This is a genomic window from Streptomyces sp. NPDC001443 (assembly GCF_053597355.1).
Genome location: NZ_JBSFIA010000010.1, coordinates 21,399 through 37,825, shown reverse-complemented (window position 1 = coordinate 37,825; position 16,427 = coordinate 21,399). Strand labels below are relative to the sequence as shown.

The window sequence follows — 16,427 nt, the reverse complement described above, 5'->3', positions numbered from 1 at the left end:
ACGCGGTTCGGCTCCTCGTGGTGTGCGGTCGAGCGGCTGCCCGCATAATTATCGGACCACTTCGGGAAAACGACCCCCTTCGGTGGCGGATGTCCCCGATTTCGAGCCACAGTGGTCGGACCACCTCCGTGGTCGGAGCGCGGCGCGTACGGCAGGAGGAGCGACGTGGACGAGTCCGGGGAGGGGACCGGGGAGCGGGCCGGCGCGCAGGAGGCGGGGGCCGGGGCCGGCCGGTCCCGGGGCACGGTGACCCAGCGCGCCATCGAGCGGATCAAGGCGATGATCGTCCAGGGTCTGCTGGAGCCGGGCCAGCGGCTGCCGACGGAACGCGACCTCGCCGCCGAACTGGGCATCTCGCGCAGCTCGATGCGGGAGGCGATCCGCGCGCTCACGGTCATGGGCGTGCTGGAGGCCCGGCACGGCTCCGGCATCTACGTCACCCGGCTGGAGGCCGGCGACCTGCTGGAGACCTTCGGTGTCGTCGCCGGTCTGTCCCGCGGTCCGCGGCTGCTGGAGCTGTTGGAGGTGCGCCGGGTGCTGGAGTCCACCGCGGCCGCGCTGGCCGCCGCGCGGATCACCCCGGACCGGCTCGCCGAGGTCGAGCGGCATCTGACCGCCATGAACGCCACGGACGACCCGGAGGAGATCCTCGCCCACGACCTGGCCTTCCACCGCGAGATCGCGGCGGCCGCGGGCAACGACACCATGGCCGCGATCCTGGAGGGCCTGTCCTCGCGCACGTTTCGGGCCCGGGTCCGGCGCGGCTGCCAGGAGGAGGGAGCCTTCGCGCGCACCCGTCGCGAACACGCGGCGATCCACCGCGCGCTGGCCGCCCGGGACCCCGACGCGGCCCGCGCGGCGGCGGCCGCGCACGTGGGTGAGGTCGAGGAGTGGCTGCGCGGACAGGTCGGGAGCTGAGCCCCGGACGGGAACTCGATCACCACCTCTCGACGCGGGGCCCACGCAGGTGCATTGTTCTCCCAGAGTTCTCCCTCGGCACTCGAAGTTCGCCCTCGGAACTCCCGCTCAGCACCTCCAGTACTCGCAAGTAGCACCACTCCGCACCAAGGAGCGCCCGTGACCAGCTGGGTCGGCCGGACCGCCACAGAGATCGCCGCCGCCGTACGCGAGAAGCGGGCCGTGCCCCGCGAGGTGGTGGCCGAGCATCTCGCCCGGATCGAGCGCCTCGACACCGGCGTCGGCGCCTTCCGCACCGTACGGACCGAGGCGGCGCTGGCCGAGGCCGACGAGGTGGCCGGCCGGGCCGATCTGGCCGAGCTGCCCCTCGCGGGCGTGCCGGTGGCCGTCAAGGACAACCTCGCGGTGCGCGGCGAGTCCACCCGGATCGGCTCGGCCGCCACCCCGGACACGCCCGCCGCCGAGGACCATGTCACCGTGGCCCGGCTGCGGGCGGCGGGCGCGGTGGTCGTGGGCCTGACGAACGTGCCGGAACTGTGCATCTTCGGCACCACGGAGGGCGTCCACGGCACGGCCCGCAATCCGTGGGACCCCTCGCGCACGGCCGGCGGTTCGTCGGGCGGCAGCGCGGCCGCGGTCGCCGCCGGGATGGTGCCGATCGCCCTCGGCAACGACGGCATGGGCTCGTTGCGGATCCCGGCGGCCAACTGCGGCCTGGTCACCATCAAGCCGGGCCACGGGGTGGTGCCCGCGGGGATCGGTGACGGCGACTGGTTCGGCATGTCCGAGAACGGTCCGCTGGCCACCACGGTCGAGGACGCCCGGCTGATGTTCTCGGTGCTGGCGGACACGGAGATCACGCGCGAGGAGGAGCCGGGCCGGCTTCGGATCGCCCTGTCGATGCGCAGCCCGCTGGCCGGGGTCACGATCAGCGCGCCGTACGCGACCGCGGTGCGGGAGGCCGCCCGGCTGCTGGCCGGCGCGGGTCACGAGATACGCCGGGCCGAGCCGCCGTACCCGCTCTCGCTCGGTGTCACCTCGCTCGCGCACTGGACGGCGGGCTCGGCGGTCGACGCCCGGGGGCTGGACCGGCGGCTGCTGGCCCGGCGCACCCGGGTGCACGCCACGGTCGGGCAGCGGTTCCTGGACGGGGTGCGCACCGGTGAGGGCCGCGAGCGGCTGCGGCGGCGGCTCGAGCCGTTCTTCGCCGAGCACGACATACTGCTGACCCCGGCGCTCGCCCGGCGCTCGCCGAGGTCGGCGCCCTGGCACGAGCGCGGCTGGCTGCGCAATGTGCTCGTGAACACGAACTACTCGCCGCTGACCCCGCCGTGGAACCTGACCGGCTGGCCGGCGATGGCGGTGCCGCTCGGCACGCTGCCCTCGGGCGCCCCCACCGCCGTACAACTGGTGGGGCCACCCGGGTCGGAGGGACGACTGCTGCGTCTGGCGGAGCAGTTGGAGGAGCTGCGTCCCTGGCGGCGGACGGCGCCGCTGGACCGGTAAGGAGTCTCCCCCGGTTCGCTGATCCGCATGGGCGTGCGATTCACACGCCCATGCGTACGGCGATCGCGACGGTCCTGCCCCGGGAGTGGTCAGTCCACGCTGGGCAGGATGTGGGGCTCGGCGAGATCGTCCTCGTAGCCCGCCAGGCGGATCGGGGCGGACCGGGCCCACACGTCGAGGCTGCCGATCTCCCCCGGCCGGCGGCCCCTGCGCTCCGTGCGTTCCTTGGGGCGCTCCTCGCGATTCGTCTTCTCTGGTGTCACCGCGCACTCCTTATGTGTCGGTCACCCTCGGGACGTACCGACCGGTTCTCCGGCCTTTTGTCGACGCCCGCTCGGGTCATTGCCGGAAGCGGTTCGGACGCGGTGGCGCCGGCTGACTCGCAGTGAGAGCAGGCCGCTGTGGACCGGCTTGTCCCATGACGGACTTCGGGTGCGGGTGGGACCCCTTACTGCTGTCCGTCGGCTACAGATTAACCAAATGAGCGGGGCAGTGCTCAGTGGGTGGTTAAAACTTGGGGTAACTCTGGCAAGTCACCCTCGCGCACCACCCCTTGATTTAAACCTATTTGTCGGCTTCCGCGCCTTTCAGCTATCACCCGTTCGGCCTACTGCGGGGAAAGTGACGTCGAGGGGCCAGGCAGTTCAAGTGCCGTTGGCCCAGTGGCAAGCAGGCCATGATCTGCTGATGTACCGCAACGGCTGTCTCGCGGGAGGACCGACGCATGGAGCTGCACAGCGTCGAGGAGCTGATGGACCTGCTGTACGCCTGCCGGGGCGTCCACGACGCCCGGGGGCCCGCCCGGACCCCGGTCGATCTGCACGAGCACGCGCTGCGCACGGCGGCCCTGCTGCGCCGAAGTCGCCCCGCCGACAAGGAACTCCAGGTGACCGGTCTGGTGCACCCCATCGGCCAACTGCTGCGGCCCGGCGACCCGGCCGGGCAGGCCGCGCACGCCGCCGACGCCGTGCGACTGCTGCTGGGCCTGCGGGTGTCCCGACTGATACGCCGGCACCCCTGGCTCGGCGGCTCCGCCGACGACGATCTGGCGAGCCTGCGCCAGGCGGCCGAGGAGGGCCGCGGCGCCGGGTTCGACGCCGGGGTCCTGGAGGACTGGCGGACCGTGCTGGAGCTGGTGGCCGAGCGGCACTCGACCCTGCGGGCGGTGGACTGAGGGCCGACCGGCCGGGGCCGACTCCGTTCTCCGCACTGGCAACTGACGAGTCGTCATGAGACGGTACGCGGATGACGTCGTCCTCCGGACTGGCGGGCCGCGCCGCCGTCGTCACCGGTGCCACCCGAGGGATCGGGCGCGCGGTCGCCCGGGAGCTCGCCGCCGCCGGGGCGCGGCTGTGCGTCACCGGGCGGGACGCCGACGCGGTGCGGCGGACCGCCGCGGAGCTGGACGGCATCGGGCTCGCGGGCAGCGTGGCCGACCCCGGGCATCCGCGTGAGCTGACCGAGCTGGTGCTGCGCGCGTACGGGCGGATCGACGTCGTGGTCAACAACGCGGCGACGAACCAGCCGTACGGGCCGCTGATGGGCGTCGACCCGGAGGCCTGGCGCGCGGCGTTCGCCGTGAACGTCGAGGCGCCGCTCAGGCTGGTGCAGTGCGCCTGGCACGCGTGGCTGCGCGAGCACGGGGGCGCGGTGGTCAACATCTGCACCGAGGGCGCCGAGCACGTCGGCCCGAACGTCGGCGCCTACGGGACCAGCAAGGCGGCCCTGCTGCACCTCACCCGCCAGCTCGCGGGCGAGCTGGCGCCCAGGGTACGGGTCAACTCCGTCTCCCCCGGCCTCGTCCGCACCGACCTGGCGCGGTTCGTGTGGGAGCCGGGCGAGGCGGAGGTGGCCGCGGGGCTGCCTGCGGGCCGGATCGGGGAGCCGGAGGACGTCGCGCGGGCGGTGGCCTGGCTGGTGTCCGACGCGGCGGCCTGGATCACCGGTGCCGACCTGCTGGTGGACGGCGGCACCCGGGTGCGGGCCGCGTACTCCTCAGCGGGGTACGCGGTCCACGACCGGCTGCGCGGGGCTCACCACTTGCCCGGCGCGTAGTCCTTCATGAAGACGCCGTACAGGTCCTCGCCCGCCTCGCCGCGCACGATCGGGTCGTAGACGCGGGCCGCGCCGTCGACCAGGTCGAGGGGGGCGTGGAAGCCCTCGTCGGCCAGCCGCAGCTTGTCGTAGTGCGGGCGCTCGTCGGTGATCCAGCCGGTGTCGACCGAGGTCATCAGGATGCCGTCGGTGTCGAACATCTCCTGCGCGCTGGTCCGCGTCACCATGTTCATGGCGGCCTTGGCGGCGTTGGTGTTCGGGTGGCCCGCGCCCTTGTAGCCACGGCCGAACACCCCTTCCATCGCGGAGACGTTGACCACGTACGCGCGCTTCGCGGACGCCCTGCGCGCGGCCTCGGCCATCTGCGGCCGCAACTTGCTGATCAGGATGAACGGCGCCGTGTAGTTGCAGAGCTGGGTCTCCAGCAGCTCCACGGGCGAGATCTGCTCGATGGTCTGCACCCAGGTGTTGGTGTCGACCACGTCGGGGACCAGACCGCCGGCGTCGATGGCCGTGCCCTCGCGGTGGCGGACCACGCTGGCGTTGCCCGCGACCAGGGCGAGGTCGGCCACCTTCTGCGCGTCCAGGCCGCTGACCCCGACCGGCAGCGCGGTCAGTCCGTCGACCGCGCCGGAGTTGAAGGCGCCGATGATCTGGCGGGCGGGCAGCTCACCGGCCGGCAGCGGGGCGCTCTCGCCCTCGACGAGCGCGGCGTACGCGGACGGCAGCCGCCGTACGGTCTGGGTGGCGTTGTTGATCAGGATGTCGAGCGGGCCCTGCGCGGCGATCCGGTCGGCGAGCTCCACGGCCTGGGCCGGGTCGCGCAGGTCGATGCCGACGACCTCCAGACGGTGGATCCAGTCCGCCGAGTCGTCCATGGCCTTGAACCGGCGGACGGCGTCGTTCGGGAAGCGCGTGGTGATGGTGGTGTGGGCACCGTCACGCAGCAGCCGCAGCGCGATGTACATGCCGATCTTGGCGCGGCCGCCGGTGAGCAGCGCGCGCTTGCCGGTGAGGTCGGTGCGGGCGTCGCGGCGGGCGCGGTTCTCGGCGGCGCACGCCGGGCAGAGCTGGTGGTAGAAGTAGTCGACCTCGACGTAGCGGGACTTGCAGGTGTAGCAGGAGCGCGGTCGCTGGAGTATCCCCGCGATCTGCCCCTCCTCGGTCACCGACGACGGCAGGATGCCCTCGGTCTCGTCGTCGATGCGCTGGGCGGAGCCGGTCGCGGTGGCCTCGGTGACCGCCCGGTCGTGCGCGGTCTTGGCGGCCCGGCGCTCCTGACGGCGGCGCTGCTTGACCGTGCGGTAGATGGCCGCGGTGGCCCGGCGCACGGTGATCGCGTCGGGGTGGTCGACGTCCAGTTCGTCGAGCTCCTCGAGCACGCCGAGGCAGACGGCCAGTCGCTCCGGGTCGATACCGGGCCCGTACACCACGTCGTCCGTGGTCGTCGTGCCGTGCTCTGTCACCGTCATCGCGCTGCCGTTCCCTGGGGTCCCGTCGCGGCGCTCCGACCGCGCTCGCTTTCGAACGGGGAATTCTACGGAGCGCCCGACCCCGGGACAAAACCGCCCAGCGGTCAAGGGCCGCAGGCCGTGATGAGCGTCTCCACCTCCTCCGCCAGGGCGCGGGCGAAGCGGTCCAGGTCCGGTACGGCCTTGGCGTCGGCGACGAGCCCGTAGTGGATCCGGCCGCGGTAGGTCGAGACGGCGACCGCCAGGGACTGGCCGCGGGCGAGCGGGGCCAGCGGGTAGACCTCGGTGACCGGATTGCCGCCGAGCTTCAGGCCGAGGCTGGGCAGCGGCACGCTGGTGACCAGGATGTCGAACCAGAGCCGGGCCGCCTGGCTCACCAGCGGCCCGCCGAGCCGGTGGCCGAGCGCGGGCACGTGGTCGGCGAGCAGGGCGACCGCGCCCGCGCCGCGGTGCGGGCCCGCGTCCTTGTTGCGGTCCATCTGGGCGCGGACAGCGCCGAGCCGGCCGAGCGGGTCCGGATCGTCGACGGGAAGCCGTATCAAGTAGCCCGAGAGCCGGTTGCCCTGCGGCTGCGCGGTACGCGGGCGGCGCCGCGAGACGGGGATGAGCGCGCGGGGCGCGACACCGGCGCTGCCGTCGCCGCGTTCGTCGAGCCAGCGGCGCAGCGCCCCGGCGACGACCGCGATCAGTACGTCGTTGACGGTGCCGCCCACCGTCTTGCGCACCCGGTGCACGTCGTCGAGGTCGATCACCACTCCGGCGATGCGCCGGGTGCCGGTGGGTTCGGCGGTCAGCGCCGGAACGGTTCGCCCGCCGAGGGTGGACACGGCCACGGAGGCGCCGATGTCCAGGGCCCGGCCCGCGTCGGACAGCGCGCCGCGCAGCAGCCCCGGCAGCCTGCGCACGTCGGGCAGCAGGCCGCGCGCGGGCGGCTGCGCCGGGCGCGGCCGGGGCGCGGGCAGGTCGAGGGGGTCCAGCACGGCGGCGGCGAGGGTCAGCGCGCGCAGACCGTCGGCGAGGGCGTGGTGGAACTTGAAGAGCACGGCGAAGCGGTCGCCGTCCGCGCCCGGCAGCACATGCGCCTCCCAGGGCGGACGGCCGCGCTCCAGCGGACGCTCCATCAGCCGGCCCGCCTCCGCGTGGAAGTCGGGCGTCGGGGCGTGCAGCAGGACATGGTGGAGGGGATCGAACTCCGGGTCGGCCTCCCGGGCCGCACCGCCGAAGGCCAGCGGCAGGCGCAGGTCGAGCGGCTGCCACACGTCCCGGATCCGCATCCGCAGCCCCGGTACGGCGGCCGCGCGGGCGGCGAGCAGATCGGCCGCGTGCGCGCCCGCGGTGGGCGAGCGGGCCGAGAAGACGCCGAGCGCGCCGAGGTGCATCGGATGCTCGGCGGACTCGATGTTCCAGAACGCCAGGTCGAGAGGGGCGAGCAGGTCGGAAGTCAATGGCTTGCCTCGCGTCGACAAGGGGATGGTTGAGCAAGCAGTCAAGCGCCATGGGCGATTACGGTCAAGCGTGATCAGGCTACGCTCAGTAAACAGCGGATTAAGTCCCGGTCACGGCGCCCCATCAACCCCGCTGGTCACAGGCGTTCCGGGGTGTCGCCGGAGGCGGCGCGAACGGGCCGCACTCCGGCGATCGACACCGTGTTTGATTTTTTGGAGCGGGGCGGAGCGGAGCGGGGCGGAGCGTGCGCGTGGGCGGGGCAGGCCCTAAGGAACCTGCTGCCCCTTGCCCAGCGCGATCACCCCGTTCTTCGAGACCGTGTACAGCTCCGCGTCCCGCTCCGGGTTCACGCCGATCGTCGCGCCCGGCGGGACCTCGACGTTCTTGTCCAGGACGGCCCCGCGCACCACCGCGCCCCGGCCGACGTGGACGTTGTCGTGCAGGATCGACCCCTGGACGACCGCCCCCGGGTCGACCACCACGCCCGGCGACAGCACGGACCGCGTCACCTGACCACGGATCAGACAGCCGGCGCTGATGATCGACTCGCCCGCGATGCCCCCGGCGTTGAAACGGGCCGGGGACAACTGGTTGGAGTGAGTGTAGATCGGCCAGCTCCGGTTGTAGAGGTTGAACGCCGGGCGCTCGGCGATCAGGTCCATGTGGGCGTCGTAGTAGGCGTCGAGGGTGCCGACGTCCCGCCAGTAGCCCTGGTCGCTCCTGGTCTCGCCGGGCACGTGGTTGGCGCTGAAGTCGTACAGCTGCGCCTCGCCCCGGCTGGTGAGCTGGGGCAGGATCGAGCCGCCCATGTCGTGCAGCGAGCTCTCGTCCTCGGCGTCCCGCTGGAGCGCCTCGATCAGCGTCTTGGTGGTGAAGAGGTAGTTGCCCATCGAGGCGAACACGGACTCCGGGTCGTCGGGCAGGCCCGGCGGGTCGGCGGGCTTCTCCAGGAAGCGCTGGACGCTCTGGCCGTCCGAGCCCGGGGTGATCACGCCGAACGCCGCGGACTCCGCGCGCGGTACCCGGATGCCCGCCACCGTCACCCCGGCCCCGCTGTCGATGTGCTGGGCGAGCATCTGCCGCGGATCCATGCGGTAGACGTGGTCGGCGCCGAACACCGCGACGTACTCCGGCTGTTCGTCGTAGACCAGGTTCAGCGACTGGAGGATCGCGTCGGCGCTGCCCAGGTACCAGCGCGGGCCGAGCCGCTGCTGCGCCGGGACGGGCGTGACGTAGTTGCCCAGCAGGCTGGACATCCGCCAGGTCGTGGTGATGTGCCGGTCCAGCGAGTGCGACTTGTACTGCGTCAGGACGCAGATGCGCAGGATGTCGGCGTTGACCAGGTTGGACAGGACGAAGTCGACGAGGCGGTAGGTGCCGCCGAAGGTGACCGCGGGTTTCGCCCGGTCCGCGGTCAGCGGCATCAGGCGCTTGCCCTCACCGCCCGCCAGCACGATCCCGAGCACCGAAGGTCCTCCACGACGCATGGCCGCTCCCCTCACCCTGGTTGACACAGATCTGCCCCGCGACGCTCGCGCCAATCCTGTCCGGGGATGTCCGCATCGGTCCGCCCTTGCGCCGTCGGTGGGGCCCGACAGAGCGCGGAGAGGGGCGGGGTCCGACGCGGTCCGACGCGTGGTTCTCCGACGGTGCGGTGCGCTCAGGCCTCCTTGAGGATCTCCTCGTACAGCCGGACCGTGCGCCGGGCCACCGCGTCCCAGCCGAACTCGCCCACCGCGCGCTCCCGTCCCGCCTCGCCCATCCGGCGGGCCGTCGCCGGGTCGCCGAGGACGGAGTCCAGCGCCCGCGCCAGGCCCGCCTCGAAGACCTCGTCGGCGGGGTCCACGGGCACGAGTACGCCCGTCGTCCCGTCCGCCACCACCTCCGGGATGCCGCCGACCCGCGAGGCCACCACCGGCGTACCGCAGGCCATCGCCTCCAAGTTGACGATGCCGAGCGGCTCGTACACCGAGGGGCAGACGAACACGGCGGCCTGCGTGAGGAGTTGGATCACCTCGGGACGCGGCAGCATCCGCGGGATCCAGTGCACGCCGTCGCGGGCCCGGCTCAGCTCCTCGAAGAGGTCGCGGAACTCCCGGTCGATCTCCGGGGTGTCGGGCGCGCCCGCGCACAGCACCACCTGCGCCGCCGGGTCGATGTCCCGTACGGCGCGCAGCAGATGGGGCACGCCCTTCTGACGGGTGATCCGGCCGACGAACAGCACGTACGGACGGCTCGGGTCGATCCCGGCACGGACCAGCGCGTCGGTTCCGTGATCGGGCCGGTAGAGGGCGGTGTCGATGCCGTTGTGCACCACGTGCACGCGCTTCGGGTCCAGCGCCGGGTAGCAGGCGAGGACGTCCTCGCGCATGGCGCCGGACACCGCGATCACCGCGTCGGCCCCCTCCACGGCGGTGCGCTCGGCCCAGCTCGACAACTCGTAGCCGCCGCCGAGCTGTTCGGCCTTCCAGGGGCGCAGCGGCTCCAGCGAGTGGGCCGTCAGCACGTGCGGGACGCCGTACAGCAGCTTGGCGAAGTGGCCGGCGAGATTGGCGTACCAGGTGTGCGAGTGGACGAGTTCGCGCCCCTCGACGGCCGCGGCGATCGACAGGTCGGTGGAGAAGGTGCGCAGGGCGTCGTTGGCGCCGTCGAGCGCGGACCAGGAGCGGTGCCGGGTGACGCCGTCCGTGCGGCCCTCGCCCCAGCAGTGGACGTCGAGGTCCACGAGGGGGCGCAACTCCCTGGCCAGGAACTCGACATGGACGCCCGCGCCGCCGTACACGTCCGGGGGATACTCCCGGGTCAGCAGTCCCACTCGCACCCGGATCCCCCTGTCTCGGTGGCTGGTTCCCTCTCATGGTCACCCAGATGTGTCCCGCGCGGAAGACCGCGGTGGCCGCGCGAAGCAGCAGTCGCCACAGACGCCCCCGCCCGGCACGCGGTAGTACAGGCAGCAGCTGCGGCGCCGGAACGCGGTGCCGGTGAGGGTGCCGGTACCCGTGAGGAGGGGGTGGCGCAGGAGTGCGGCGACCAGGGAGCGGGCGCCGGCCGCGACGTCCGTACGCGCGTTCACCCGCGCCCAGCGGTCCAGCTCCCGGGCCGCCCCGGCGAGCGCGGATCCGGCGTTGCCCCACAGCAGGCCCTCGGCGACCCGGTAGCGGGTGCGCACGAGCGCCGTCAGCGGCCGGAGGTGGCCCTCGAGCACGGCGTCGGCGACGGTCGCGGGGTCCGCCGGCAGCGGGCGTACCTCGGACAGCCACAGGTCGTCGGGGGCCCCGGCGTCGGCGTCCCAGCGCAGCAGGCGCGGGTCGAGGTCGGGGATCCGCCCGTACAGCGCGGCGCACCCGAGCGCGGCCGACCACAGCCGGGCCGCGAGCGCCTGGTGCGCCACGGAGGCCCCGACGCGCGCCTCGGCGGTCCGCAGACTCCGGGTGACCTTCCGGACCCGGAGGGCCAGCGGGTCGCCGTGCCCGTCCGGTGCCGGGCCGGCCGGGCTGTCGTAGAGCTCGCGCAGCGCGGGCGGCGGCCCGGCGGGCGTTCCGGTTGGCGTTCCGGACGGTGACGGGAGGGTGCGCAGGACGAAGAAGCCGCCGAGCGGGCGGAGCGCGTCGAGGCCGGGGTCGAGATCTGGGTCGTGGTCCACGACCAGCAGTAGTACCAAGTCCGGTAGGAGCCGTGATCAGCCGGTTCCCCTCCGTGTCACCCACCCTGGGGAGGAGCGTCCTCCTTCCGTACTCCATCGGCAGTAGGACCCATTGCCTGCTCAGGGACGACGACGGGAAGGGATCGACCGGGCAGGGTGTTGGTCATGAAGGCCGACCGTTCGCCGCGCCGCGCCCCGCGCGCCCGCCTCACGCAGAGGAGCCCCTCATGAGTGCCCTCGCGTTGTCCGTGCTGCTGTCGCTGGTCTCCGCGGTGGCGTACGCGGGCGGTGCGATCGTGCAGGAGCAGGTCGCGGTCTCCTCCCCCGACGAAAAGTTCGCGCCGCTGCGCCGGGCGAGCTGGTGGGCGGCCGTGGCGCTGAACGGCCTCGGCGGCGTCCTGCACGTGGTGGCGCTCGCCTGCGGTCCGCTGAGCCTGGTCCAGCCGCTGGGCGCGCTGACGATCGTGTTCGCGCTGCCGATGGCGGCCCTGTTCGTCGGCCGCCGGGCCGGCGCCACGGCCTGGCGCGGCGCGATCATGGCGACGGTGGGACTGGCCGGCCTGCTCGCGCTGGTCGGCGCAGCCGACGCGCAGTCGCTCGGCACGGCCCAGCGGATCGGCGCCGCCGTGGCCACCGGCGGCGCGGTGGTGGCACTGATGACGGCCGCGCGGGCGGCGCACCGACACCCGGCGGTACGCAGCGTGCTGCTCGCCACCGCGTCCGGCATCGCGTTCGGCATGTCCTCGGTGTTCACCAAGACGGTGGCGGTCGACTGGTCGGGGGGCGTGGTGACGGACGACCTGCCGTCGCTGGCCGTCATCGCGGTCCTGGCGACGGCCGGCATGATGCTGTCGCAGGCCTCCTACCGGGGCGCGGGCCTCGCGGCCCCGCTGGCGACGCTGACGGTCGTCAACCCGGTGGTCGCGGCCGCGGTGGGCATCACGATGTTCGGCGAAACCTTCCGCCATGGCACCACCGGCACCGTGCTCGCGCTGAGCTGCGCCGTGGTGGCGGCGGGTGGCCTGATCCTGCTGACCACCGAGCGCCTCGCGCACTCGCCGGAGGCGACGGAGACGCCGGAGATGCCGCAGACACCAGTACCGGCGGAACTCCGCGAGACCTCGCGACTCCCGATCCCCGGACAGGCGGTCCCCGGACAAGCGGTCCCCGGGCGGACGGTCGCCGGGCAGACAGCGCCCGGACCTGCCTTCGCCTCCGTGCCGGAGGAAGCCGCTCCGGTGCTCTCCCCGACGCCCGGTCTCGTCCCGCCCCGGGACGAGCCGGTCGGCGCACCGAACGGTGTCCCGGACCTGGCCCAGGCCCAGGCCCTCACCGCGGACCTCGCCGCGGATCCGGCCCCGGCCCGGGACACGAGCAGCAGGGATCCGAACGACGACGAGCCGCGCTACTACAGCTCCTTCTACGGCGGCCCGTTCGTGGTGATGCCGGTGGTGGAACGGCATCACACCCGTGTCAGATCCTGACGCCACCGTCGGACGACGCCGTCTCCGCCGTCAGATCCTGACGCCACCGGCCCGCAGGTACGCCAGCGGGTCGACGTCCGTACCGAACCCGGGCCCCGTCCGCACCTCGAAGTGCAGATGCGGGCCCGTGGTGTTCCCCGTGGCGCCCGACCGTCCGATGCGCTGGCCGCCGCCCACCGACTGCCCGGCCTTCACGGAGATCGCCGACAGGTGCGCGTACTGGGTGTAGCGGCCGTCGGCGTGGCGGATCACCACCTGATAGCCGAAGGATCCGCCCCACCCGGCGTCGACCACCCGCCCCGGCGCGACCGCCTTGACGGCCGTACCTGTGGGCACGGGGAAGTCCACACCGGTGTGGTAGCCCTTCGACCAGTGCGAGCCCTCCGCGTGGTACGCCGTGCCCAGCGCCGCGTGGACCGGGGCGACGAGGTCGTGGGCACCGGACGTGGTCGCCTTGCCGGCGTGGGACGTGGACTTGTGCGGGGCCTTGCGCGCGGGGGTGTGCGCCGGGGCGGCCGGCTTGCCGACGGCCTTGGTTCCGGGCTTGGCCCTGGACTTGGCGTCGGCGGCGGCGCGCAGGCTCAGCCGCTGGCCCGGCAGGATCAGGTCGGGGTCCGCGCCGACGGTGGCGCGGTTGGCGCTGTACAGCCGCTGCCAGCCGCCCCTCACCTGCTGTTCCTCGGCGATCCCGGAGAGCGTGTCCCCGCGCACCACCGTGTACATCTCGGCCGTACCGGCCCGTGACTGGGGCGTGGTCTGCGGCTGCACATCCGGTGCGGAGGTACGCGCGGCGGTGTGCGCGGAGTCCCGGGCGGCGGCCGACGCGGACCCCGCGGAGTTCTTGGCGTCCTGCGCGGAGCGTGCCGCGGTCCTGCCGGAGGTGGTGCCGGCCGGGTGGATGTCGGGCGTGTCCCCGCCCCGGGCCAGCCCCGCCCGGACGGAGCACACCGGCCAGGCGCCGGGGCCCTGCCCCTTCAGCACCCGCTCCGCGACCGCGATCTGCTGGTCCCGGGTGGCCAGATCGGCTCGTCGCGCGTACGCCGTACCGCCGTACGCCTCCCAGGTGGACCGGGTGAACTGGAGCCCGCCGTAGTAGCCGTTGCCGGTGTTGATGCCCCAGTTGCCGCTGGACTCGCAGGCCGCGACCTTGCTCCAGGTGTCCACGTCGGCGGCCTGGGCGCTGCCCGCGCCGATGAGCGGGATCGCGATGCCGGCGCCGCCCGCCGTGACCGTGAGCGAGGCGCGGTTGATCCTGTTCGGCTGGTACCGGCGGTGCCGGCCGCGTACGGCCATGGAGAGCCCCCTCGACGCGCGTCAGGAGGGGCAAAAGTAAGCGCCCCGAACAGGCCATGACAAGACGGCAATCAGCCGCCCTGGCGCACAAGTGGCGAGGAATCCGACCGACTTCCCGAACGGCTGAGGCAGGAGGGGGCTCCGGCGCGTATCTGCGTACGCGACATGGAACAGCCCGGACGTGCGGTCGGCGAACCGTAACGTCAGGATGGTCGATGCGGCGATACTGAGCGCAACAGCGGCAATACTGACGGACACGACCGGCACGACCGATATCAGGATGCTTAGGAGCCAACCGTATGAGCACTACAGCCCAGATCGGCGTCACGGGTCTCGCGGTCATGGGCCGCAACCTCGCCCGCAACTTCGCGCGCAACGGGTACGCGGTCGCGGTCCACAACCGGACCTCGGCGCGCACGCACGCCCTGGTCGAGGAGTTCGGGCACGAGGGTGAGTTCGTCGCGGCCGAGACCGCGAAGGACTTCGTGGCGGCGCTGGAGCGGCCGCGTCGGCTGGTCATCATGGTGAAGGCCGGTGAGCCGACGGACGCGGTGATCGAGGAGTTCGCCCCGCTCCTCGAGCCCGGCGACATGATCATCGACGGCGGCAACGCGCACTTCGCGGACACCCGGCGCCGTGAGCGCGCCCTGCGCGAACAGGGCATCCACTTCGTCGGCATGGGCGTCTCGGGCGGCGAGGAGGGCGCGCTGCTCGGCCCGAGCATCATGCCCGGCGGCCCGAAGGAGTCGTACGACTCGCTGGGCCCGATGCTGGAGAAGATCTCGGCGAAGGCGAAGGACGGCTCGCCCTGCGTCTCGCACATCGGCCCGGACGGCGCCGGCCACTTCGTGAAGATGGTGCACAACGGCATCGAGTACGCCGACATGCAGCTCATCGGCGAGGCTTACCAGCTCCTGCGGGACGTGGCCGGGTACTCCCCCACGCAGATCGCGGAGATCTTCCGCACCTGGAACACCGGCCGGCTCGACTCGTACCTGATCGAGATCACCGCCGAGGTGCTGTCGCATGTGGACGAGGCGACCGGCAAGCCGTTCGTCGACGTCGTGGTGGACCAGGCCGAGCAGAAGGGCACCGGCCGCTGGACGGTCCAGATCGCCCTCGACCTCGGCGTCCCGGTGTCCGGCATCGCGGAAGCGGTCTTCGCCCGCTCGCTCTCCGGGCACGCGGCGCTGCGGGAGGCCTCGCGCGGCCTGGCCGGCCCGAAGCCGTCGCCGCTGAGCGAGGCGGAGGCGGCCGCGTTCGCCGACCGGGTCGAGCAGGCGCTGTACGCCTCGAAGATCGTGTCGTACACCCAGGGATTCCACGAGATCACCGCGGGCAGCGACGAGTACGACTGGAACGTCGACCTCGGCGCGGTCTCCGCCCTGTGGCGCGGCGGCTGCATCATCCGCGCGGCCTTCCTGGACCGCATCCGGGCCGCCTACGACGCCCGCCCCGACCTGCCGAGCCTGCTGTCCGACGAGACGTTCGCGCAGGAGATCGCCGCCGCACAGGACGACTGGCGCGAGGTGCTGATCGCTGCCACCCGCCAGGGCGTGGCGACCCCCGGTTTCGCCGCCGCGCTCGCCTACTACGACGGCCTGCGCGCCGAGCGGCTGCCGGCCGCGCTCACGCAGGGGCAGCGCGACTTCTTCGGCGCTCACACCTACCGGCGGGTGGACCGGGAGGGCTCGTTCCACACGCTGTGGGGCGGCGACCGGTCCGAGGTCGAGGCGTGACCACGTAACGGCGGACCGTACGACCGCTGCCCGCCGGACGGGCGGGCGACGACCACGGCGGGCGACCACACCGGTCGCCCGCCGTCGGCGTGTCCGGCGCCGGTGTGCGGCGGCGACGGCACGCGTGCGCCGGCTCGCTCAGTCGCCGAATGCGAGCCGGATGCCGAACGCGCCGACGACCGTGCCGGTCACCCGGTCGAGCAGGCGCCGGGTGGAGTGGCGGCGCAGCCGGTCGCGCAGCAGGTGGGCACAGCCGACGAGGACGGCCGACCAGAGCGCGCCCAGCAGGACATGGGTTCCGGCGAGCAGGACGCCCATCGCGAGATGCGAACTGCCCGCCGGGACGAACTGCGGGAGCACGGCCACGTAGAACGCGCCGACCTTGGGATTGAGCAGGTTCGTCAGCGCGCCCTGCCGCCAGCCGCCGGTCAGCGTGTCCGGGGCGCCGTCGGCCTCCTGCGGCTCTCCGGCCGGCTCCCCTGCCGGATCACCCGCGCTGCGCCGGGTGGCCCAGACCATGCGTCCGCCCATCCAGACGAGGTAGGCGGCGCCCGCCCAGCGGACGATCGCGTAGGCGAGCTCGGAGGCGGTCAGCAGGGCGGTGACGCCCAGCGAGGTGAGGATCCCCCAGGCCATGGTCCCGCACTGGATGCCGAGGACCACGCCCCAGGCGCGGCGCCGGTGACCCAGCGCGGCGGTCCGCAGCACGAGCGCGGTGTCCAGGCCCGGCGTGAGGGTGAGCAGGCCGACGATCACGGCGAAGCCCCAGAGGGCGGAGAAGTCGATCACGCGACGACCCTAGGGCTTCCGGCCACCCGAAAGCCATGATCCTGCCCGGCATCGGGCAGGGATGGACGTCTCCGGGCGCCTC

At 73.2% G+C, this 16,427-nt stretch carries 14 protein-coding genes; 6 read left to right on the top strand and 8 right to left on the bottom strand.

The features are described 5' to 3' along the window. Window positions 1–246 precede the first annotated feature (246 nt). A complete protein-coding gene (locus ACWC24_RS13610; RefSeq protein ID WP_450663108.1) occupies window positions 247–918 on the top strand; it encodes a FadR/GntR family transcriptional regulator in 672 nt (223 codons plus the stop codon). Window positions 919–1,077: 159 nt separating this feature from the next. After that, window positions 1,078–2,424 carry an amidase gene (locus ACWC24_RS13605; protein ID WP_450662977.1) on the top strand — a complete coding sequence of 449 codons (1,347 nt, stop codon included), beginning with the start codon at window positions 1,078–1,080 and terminating at the stop codon, window positions 2,422–2,424. An 89-nt stretch (window positions 2,425–2,513) separates the two neighbouring features. Here ACWC24_RS13605 and ACWC24_RS13600 read toward each other — a convergent pair whose 3' ends face one another. After that, complete coding sequence (locus tag ACWC24_RS13600) at window positions 2,514–2,687, bottom strand: hypothetical protein (protein WP_450662976.1); 174 nt, start codon at window positions 2,685–2,687, stop codon at window positions 2,514–2,516. 461 nt (window positions 2,688–3,148) lie between these two features. Between ACWC24_RS13600 and ACWC24_RS13595 the strand changes: the two genes are divergently transcribed. Both ACWC24_RS13595 and ACWC24_RS13590 read left to right on the top strand, forming a co-directional pair. Continuing rightward, window positions 3,149–3,598: a hypothetical protein gene (locus ACWC24_RS13595; protein ID WP_450662975.1), complete on the top strand. Its 450-nt coding sequence runs from the start codon at window positions 3,149–3,151 to the stop codon at window positions 3,596–3,598. A gap of 71 nt (window positions 3,599–3,669) precedes the next feature. Further along, the gene (locus ACWC24_RS13590) at window positions 3,670–4,479 is read left to right on the top strand and encodes an SDR family oxidoreductase (protein ID WP_450662974.1); all 810 of its coding nucleotides are present in this window, start codon (window positions 3,670–3,672) and stop codon (window positions 4,477–4,479) included. Here ACWC24_RS13590 and ACWC24_RS13585 read toward each other — a convergent pair. The 5 genes from ACWC24_RS13585 to ACWC24_RS13565 all read right to left on the bottom strand — a co-directional run bounded on the left by ACWC24_RS13585 (window position 4,458) and on the right by ACWC24_RS13565 (window position 11,046). After that, complete coding sequence (locus ACWC24_RS13585; RefSeq protein ID WP_450662973.1) at window positions 4,458–5,951, bottom strand: SDR family NAD(P)-dependent oxidoreductase; 1,494 nt, start codon at window positions 5,949–5,951, stop codon at window positions 4,458–4,460. The two genes, ACWC24_RS13590 and ACWC24_RS13585, sit on opposite strands and share 22 nt — an antisense overlap. A gap of 104 nt (window positions 5,952–6,055) precedes the next feature. Next, a complete protein-coding gene (locus ACWC24_RS13580) occupies window positions 6,056–7,396 on the bottom strand; it encodes a wax ester/triacylglycerol synthase family O-acyltransferase (RefSeq protein WP_450662972.1) in 1,341 nt (446 codons plus the stop codon). A gap of 267 nt (window positions 7,397–7,663) precedes the next feature. Continuing rightward, on the bottom strand, window positions 7,664–8,884 hold the full coding sequence (glgC, locus tag ACWC24_RS13575; RefSeq protein ID WP_450662971.1) for a glucose-1-phosphate adenylyltransferase: 1,221 nt from the start codon (window positions 8,882–8,884) through the stop codon (window positions 7,664–7,666). Window positions 8,885–9,057: 173 nt separating this feature from the next. Further along, window positions 9,058–10,218, bottom strand: a complete 1,161-nt coding sequence (gene glgA, locus ACWC24_RS13570; RefSeq protein ID WP_450662970.1) for a glycogen synthase — start codon at window positions 10,216–10,218, stop codon at window positions 9,058–9,060. A gap of 39 nt (window positions 10,219–10,257) precedes the next feature. Then, on the bottom strand, window positions 10,258–11,046 hold the full coding sequence (locus tag ACWC24_RS13565; protein WP_450663107.1) for a (2Fe-2S)-binding protein: 789 nt from the start codon (window positions 11,044–11,046) through the stop codon (window positions 10,258–10,260). Window positions 11,047–11,267: 221 nt separating this feature from the next. On the opposite strand from ACWC24_RS13565, the gene ACWC24_RS13560 reads away from it, so the two are divergent. Beyond that, on the top strand, window positions 11,268–12,524 hold the full coding sequence (locus ACWC24_RS13560; protein ID WP_450662969.1) for a DMT family transporter: 1,257 nt from the start codon (window positions 11,268–11,270) through the stop codon (window positions 12,522–12,524). A gap of 30 nt (window positions 12,525–12,554) precedes the next feature. On the opposite strand, the gene ACWC24_RS13555 is transcribed toward ACWC24_RS13560, so the two are convergent. Further along, window positions 12,555–13,817 (bottom strand): transglycosylase family protein, encoded by a 1,263-nt coding sequence (locus ACWC24_RS13555; protein ID WP_450662968.1) that lies wholly within the window; start codon window positions 13,815–13,817, stop codon window positions 12,555–12,557. Window positions 13,818–14,116: 299 nt separating this feature from the next. On the opposite strand from ACWC24_RS13555, the gene gndA reads away from it, so the two are divergent. Next, window positions 14,117–15,556, top strand: coding sequence for an NADP-dependent phosphogluconate dehydrogenase (gene gndA, locus ACWC24_RS13550; protein WP_450662967.1), 1,440 nt, complete (start codon window positions 14,117–14,119; stop codon window positions 15,554–15,556). A 138-nt stretch (window positions 15,557–15,694) separates the two neighbouring features. On the opposite strand, the gene ACWC24_RS13545 is transcribed toward gndA, so the two are convergent. Continuing rightward, window positions 15,695–16,345: a LysE family translocator gene (locus ACWC24_RS13545; protein ID WP_450662966.1), complete on the bottom strand. Its 651-nt coding sequence runs from the start codon at window positions 16,343–16,345 to the stop codon at window positions 15,695–15,697. Window positions 16,346–16,427 lie beyond the last annotated feature (82 nt).

Bases quoted from the DNA above. Each gene is read 5' to 3' on its own strand.
- ACWC24_RS13595 (WP_450662975.1), top strand. From the start codon at position 3,149: ATGGAGCTGCACAGCGTCGAGGAGCTGATGGACCTGCTGTACGCCTGC.
- ACWC24_RS13590 (WP_450662974.1), top strand. From the start codon at position 3,670: ATGACGTCGTCCTCCGGACTGGCGGGCCGCGCCGCCGTCGTCACCGGT.
- ACWC24_RS13585 (WP_450662973.1), bottom strand. From the start codon at position 5,951: ATGACGGTGACAGAGCACGGCACGACGACCACGGACGACGTGGTGTAC.
- glgC (WP_450662971.1), bottom strand. From the start codon at position 8,884: ATGCGTCGTGGAGGACCTTCGGTGCTCGGGATCGTGCTGGCGGGCGGT.
- ACWC24_RS13560 (WP_450662969.1), top strand. From the start codon at position 11,268: ATGAGTGCCCTCGCGTTGTCCGTGCTGCTGTCGCTGGTCTCCGCGGTG.
- ACWC24_RS13555 (WP_450662968.1), bottom strand. From the start codon at position 13,817: ATGGCCGTACGCGGCCGGCACCGCCGGTACCAGCCGAACAGGATCAAC.
- gndA (WP_450662967.1), top strand. From the start codon at position 14,117: ATGAGCACTACAGCCCAGATCGGCGTCACGGGTCTCGCGGTCATGGGC.